The following is a 5,452-nucleotide window of genomic DNA, read 5'->3' as shown; positions in this document are numbered from 1 at the left end:
CCTCTGCTCTTTCTTCTTCTTTAAGAGCTTTTTGTAAGTTTTTCTTTTCTTCTAAGTCTAGGAAATCTTTGGCTGGCATAAGTAGGATTTTTCTAAAATTACTATTTCTATTTTAGGTGGTTTAAGTGCGTTTTAGCTTATCTATAAACTTTTTGAGAAAACTAACGAAAAGTTTGAACAATCACGCCAAGAATACGATCGCCGGGCTGCTGAAGCCAAGGACGAAGCTAAGGCCGAAGCTGATCGCCGGGCCGCTGAATACGATCGCCGGGCCGCCGAAGCCAAGGACGAAGCCGATCGCCGGGCCGCCGAAGCCAAGGACGAAGCCGATCGCTGGGCTGCCGAAGCCGATCGCCGGGCTGCTGAAGCCGATCGCCGTTTAGCCAAGCTAGAGAAAACAGTGGCCAATACCAGTCGTGCTGTGGATAGTTTAACCACTCGCTGGGGAAGATTTGTCGAGGAATTAGTCGAACCTGCTGTTATTAGCCTATTTCGTGGCAAAGGTATCGATGTTAAAGAAACCTACAGTCGTGCCAGGGTAAAACGGCAAGGAATAGCCATGGAGATTGACATTTTAGCCGTCGATGAAACCGAGGTAGTTTTAGTAGAATGTAAGTCTCGTTTATCGAAAGATGATGTCAATGAATTTTTAGAAAAATTAAGTCGATTTAAACAAGCATTTCCCCATTATAAAAACTATCAAGCTTATGGTGCAGTGGCAGGAATAGAAATAGATGAAGGAGTAGATCGTTATGCCTATAAACAAGGTTTATTTGTAATTAAACCATCGGGAGAAACGGTAGAAATTATTAATGATTCTGGTTTCGAGCCTAAATTATGGTAGGAGAAAGATGATACCCCCATCCGGCAAAGTATTGGCGGGAGGTCTAATTTTTCCAATCTAGCACTAGACTAACTTATGGATACGATGCAGAATTAATAAGTAAATGGTTTCAATTAAATTGAAGATAGATTTTGTCTTTGATCCCCCCTGCCCCCCTTGATAAGGGGGGTGCCGATAGGCGGGGGGATCTGACAATTTTTAACACCCACCTACTTATTCATATCTTGATTCAGTAACGTCTTGCATAATTAATTTTTGAGGATTCAAAAACGGCAAAAATAAGGATTAAATTGCCTAAAATCTGTGAAGAGACCATTTAATTGATTATTATTCATGCTTAATTCTCCTGACTACTGACGACCGGCTCCTAATCCCAACAACAATTTTTGATTTTTACCAGAGGTCTAGTAACGTCTTGTCCTAAAATTGCCAATAGCCAGTTTCAATGCACAAGAGCCTGATGGCTAAAAACTGGCTCCAGTTTTTGCCCAGGATAGCACAGCTTGATCGCAGTGGATCGTAAAATGGGATAATGCTAACTTTGAGAGTCAGAGAGACTATGAGTGAATTCGACTACGATTTAATTATTATCGGTGCTGGAGTTGGTGGCCACGGGGCAGCCCTACACGCAGTCAAATGTGGGCTAAAAACAGCTATTATCGAAGCCAAAGATATGGGAGGAACCTGTGTTAATCGCGGTTGTATTCCCTCTAAAGCTTTACTGGCAGCCTCGGGACGAGTGCGCGAATTGGCCGATAGTGACCATCTGAAAAGTCTAGGTATTGCCATCGGTGGCGTTAATTTTGACCGTCCGACAATTGCCGATCATGCTAACAACCTTGTCAGTAAAATTAGAGGCGATCTCACTAATAGTCTTAAACGTCTCAAGGTTGATACTATCCACGGTTGGGGAAAAATCGCCGGCCCGCAAAAAGTTAGCGTCATCGGGGATAGTGGCGAAAAAATCTACACCGCTAAGGATATTATGCTCTGTCCGGGGTCGGTTCCCTTTGTCCCACCGGGGATCGAGATCGATCATAAAACGGTTTTTACCAGCGATGAGGCCGTTAGATTAGAAACTTTACCCAAGTGGATCGCAATTATCGGTAGTGGTTATATCGGTCTGGAATTTTCGGATATATACACCGCTTTGGGTTGTGAAGTGACGATGATCGAAGCTTTAGACAGTCTCATGCCGGGATTTGACCCAGAAATCTCGAAAATCGCCGAAAGAGTTCTGATTAAACCTAGAGACATCGAGACTTATGTGGGAGTTTTGGCAAAAAGTATTAAACCGGGGAATCCTGTGGCCATTGAACTGGTGGACGCAAAAAGCAAAGAAGCGATCGAAATTTTAGAAGTAGATGCTTGTTTAGTCGCTACAGGAAGAATCCCCGCGACCAAGAATCTCGGATTGGAATTTGTCGGGGTAGAACTGGATAAACGTGGTTTTATTGCCGTTAATGACAAAATGCAGGTAATTCAGGACGGTGAACCGATTCCTCATCTTTGGGCTGTGGGCGATGCTACGGGTAAAATGATGTTAGCTCACGCTGCTTCGGGTCAAGGGGTAATAGCCATTGAAAATATCTGTAATCGCCCAAAAACCATCGATTATCGCAGTATTCCCGCCGCCGCTTTTACCCACCCCGAAATTAGTTATGTGGGTTTAACGGAACCGCAAGCAGAAGTTTTGGCACAGCAAGAAGGGTATAAAGTCGCTGCTGTCAAGACCTATTTTAAGGGAAATTCTAAAGCTTTAGCGGAAGGAGAAACGGAAGGCATCGCCAAAGTCGTTTATCGTCAGGATACGGGGGAATTACTCGGTGTTCATATTATCGGTATCCACGCATCGGATTTAATTCAAGAAGCGGCCAATGCGATCGCTGAACGCAAATCCGTCCATGAACTCGCTTTCCGCATCCACACCCATCCAACTCTCTCAGAAGTCCTCGACGAAGCTTACAAACGCGCTGAAGTGGCAGCGTAGAGTCAGTTATCAGTTATCAGTTATCAGTTATCAGTTATCAGTTATCAGCTTCTGAAGGCAAGAGGCAACAGGCACTCGTGCAAAAGACAGAATCTGGCAATTCTCCAAGTTTCCGACTCCTGACTCCTGAATTCTGACTACTTTCTCTTTTTTTACTTTTTACTTTCAAGATTATGTTTGGATTAGGTTGGCCAGAAATAGTAATTATTGCTGTGGTTGTTCTCCTGATATTTGGACCGAAAAAAATACCCGAATTTGGGGCAGCTTTGGGGAAAACTTTACGGGGATTTAAAGAAGAAATCAATCAAGATGATCAAGAAATTGAAGACAGTGACGAGAAGATGAGATAGATTTCGGCGGGTACATCTCATTTTTGTAAATCTACTAATTTGGGATTTTTAAGGGGAAACTTTCTCCTAAAATTGGGCGTTACTTTCGGTTTTATCACTCAATCCAAGCTTTTGGGGGGTTCTACCCCCCAAACCCCCCGTTGGGGGCGTGGCGCCGCCCCCAAACCCCCCGCGCATTAGGTTAACTGTGAGATGCTTACACGCGATTGTTCATATTTTTGTACTAATTTAAGAGTCACTGATAATTGCTGATTGTCGGTATTTCTGCAAATGTGGGATAGACCCGATTTCGGCTGTATGAAACTGCGCTATAGCAGTTATCAGTTATTAGTTATTAGTTATTAGTATTAAATATAGCGTTTCCCAATTTCATGAGGTACACCAAAATCTTAACTCCTGACTCCTCAAAACCTAAGACTCTGTACCTCACAACTATGGAAATTGCTATAGTAGTTTCCCACTTTCTTTGCACTGATTACTGTTTACTGATCACTGATCACTGATTACTGTTTACTGATCACTGATCACTGTTTACTGTTCACTAAATATCTGCTTCTCCCCCCACCACCACATCGCGGATGCGGAGACTGGGGCCACCGCAGCCGACGGGTAAACCACTTTGACCCCCTTTTCCGCAGCCTCCTGACTCATCCCAGTAGAAATCATCCCCAATTGCCTCAATATTGCCTAGGGTTTTAAAGACATTACCGGAGAGAGTCACATCTTTAACGGGTTCAGCAATTTCTCCATCGCGAATCATCCAAGCTTCCCCGGCGCTAAAAGTGAACATTTCGCCGTTAGTCATGCCTCCCTGCCAATTTTGGGCATAAACTCCCGTTTTTATCCCCGAAAATAACTCTTTAACCGCAGTGGTTCCCCGTTCAATCCAAGTGTTGGTCATGCGGACAATGGGCGGATAATGATAATTGAGACAACGGGCGTTACCGGTCGGTTTTTCGCCTAATTTGCCCGCCGTTTCCCGCGAATGCAGTCTTCCCACCAAAACCCCATCTTTAATTAACTGAGTCGTCGTTGCGGGGGTTCCCTCGTCGTCATAAAAATAACTGCCCCGATGACCTTCTGGACCTGCTCCGTCAAAGATTTGCAGGTTATCTGGTCCGAAACGTTTGCCCATACTCATCACTTCCAAAAGGTCGGGATTTTCGTATAACATATCGGCCTCGGAAAGGTGGCCAAAAGCCTCATGGACGAACAGACCGGTTAAAATGGGATCGATGACGACGGTGTAGGTATCGCCCTTGACAGGGGGCAAAACTAGGGCTTGTACGGCCCGTTTAGCCGACCCTTGCACCTGTTCTTCTAAATTGACCAGATCCTCGAAAGCTTTTCGGGATCCCGTGGTTTCCCGGCCCGTTTGTACGCTGTCCCCATCCCTAGCGGTGGCCGAAAAACGCATTTCTAAGTCTGACCATTTTTGTTCGATTAAAGTCCCGTCAGAAGTGCCTAAAAGAATATGTTGACTGCTATCGCTGTAACGGACGGAAGTGGTGGCAATACTGGGATGATGTTGACGCAATACATTATTATAGCGATCGCAGAGGGCTTTTTTATCGGCTAATGGCACTAAACGGGGATCCGTTCCCGTTAAAGGCAATTCACAGGAGATAATTACAGGTTCTACCGGAGCAATCAGGGTTTCTTCTTCCCCAATTAAACGGGCAGCAGCGATCGCATCTTCTAATCGTTCCTGTAAACTGGATAATTGATTAAAGCTGGCAAATCCCCAACCTCCTTTATAACAAGCGCGTACCTGACCACCGATAGCAATACCTTCGCTAAGGGTTTCCACTCGTTCGGAACGCAGTAGAATATTAGTCCCCCGCGCTTCTTCCAGACGAATTGTCAGAAAATCGACGCGGTTTTTATAACGGTTAATCAGTTCACTAATTAGGTTTTTATAATCGTTTAGAGTATCGGTCATAGGAATTAGGAATTATGAATTATGAAGTGGGTTGATGGGGTGTGGGGTGTGGGGTGATGGGGTAGTGGGGAGATGGGGTGTGGGGTGTGGGGTAGTGGGGCATTTGGCTGAAATTTCCCTAAACCCCTAAATCCCTATATCCCCTTTCTAACTGATAACTGATAACTGATAACTGATAACTGATAGGGAGCATCTCACCTTTGCAATGAGCATAAATACTTAGTGGAAAAATAGGCTTTTCGAGGGTAATTCTTGTTTTAATTCTCCATGTACGCAGTCTTTAAAAGCCTCTATTTCGTTCCAAGACACGATTAAGAGTGGCTTTT

4 protein-coding genes are annotated in these 5,452 nt (G+C 44.5%); 3 read left to right on the top strand and 1 reads right to left on the bottom strand.

Features of this window, described 5'->3' with window-relative positions; all coding sequences use genetic code 11:
- Positions 1–139: 139 nt before the first annotated feature.
- The 3 genes from IM509_RS02105 to tatA all read left to right on the top strand — a co-directional run bounded on the left by IM509_RS02105 (position 140) and on the right by tatA (position 3,184).
- Positions 140–844: a DUF3782 domain-containing protein gene (locus tag IM509_RS02105; protein WP_185236915.1), complete on the top strand. Its 705-nt coding sequence runs from the start codon at positions 140–142 to the stop codon at positions 842–844.
- A gap of 559 nt (positions 845–1,403) precedes the next feature.
- Positions 1,404–2,834 carry a dihydrolipoyl dehydrogenase gene (gene lpdA / locus IM509_RS02100; RefSeq protein WP_052278040.1) on the top strand — a complete coding sequence of 477 codons (1,431 nt, stop codon included), beginning with the start codon at positions 1,404–1,406 and terminating at the stop codon, positions 2,832–2,834.
- Between the two features lie 173 nt (positions 2,835–3,007).
- A complete protein-coding gene (gene tatA / locus IM509_RS02095; protein ID WP_002763330.1) occupies positions 3,008–3,184 on the top strand; it encodes a twin-arginine translocase TatA/TatE family subunit in 177 nt (58 codons plus the stop codon).
- A gap of 541 nt (positions 3,185–3,725) precedes the next feature.
- On the opposite strand, the gene IM509_RS02090 is transcribed toward tatA, so the two are convergent.
- Entirely contained in the window at positions 3,726–5,126 is a 1,401-nt protein-coding gene (locus IM509_RS02090) for a TldD/PmbA family protein (protein ID WP_052278565.1), read from the bottom strand.
- Positions 5,127–5,452 lie beyond the last annotated feature (326 nt).

The sequence above is a fragment of the Microcystis sp. M31BS1 genome (genome assembly GCF_020245285.1).
In the GTDB taxonomy this organism is placed as follows: domain Bacteria; phylum Cyanobacteriota; class Cyanobacteriia; order Cyanobacteriales; family Microcystaceae; genus Microcystis; species Microcystis panniformis.
This window is presented reverse-complemented; position numbering and strand designations above follow the sequence as displayed.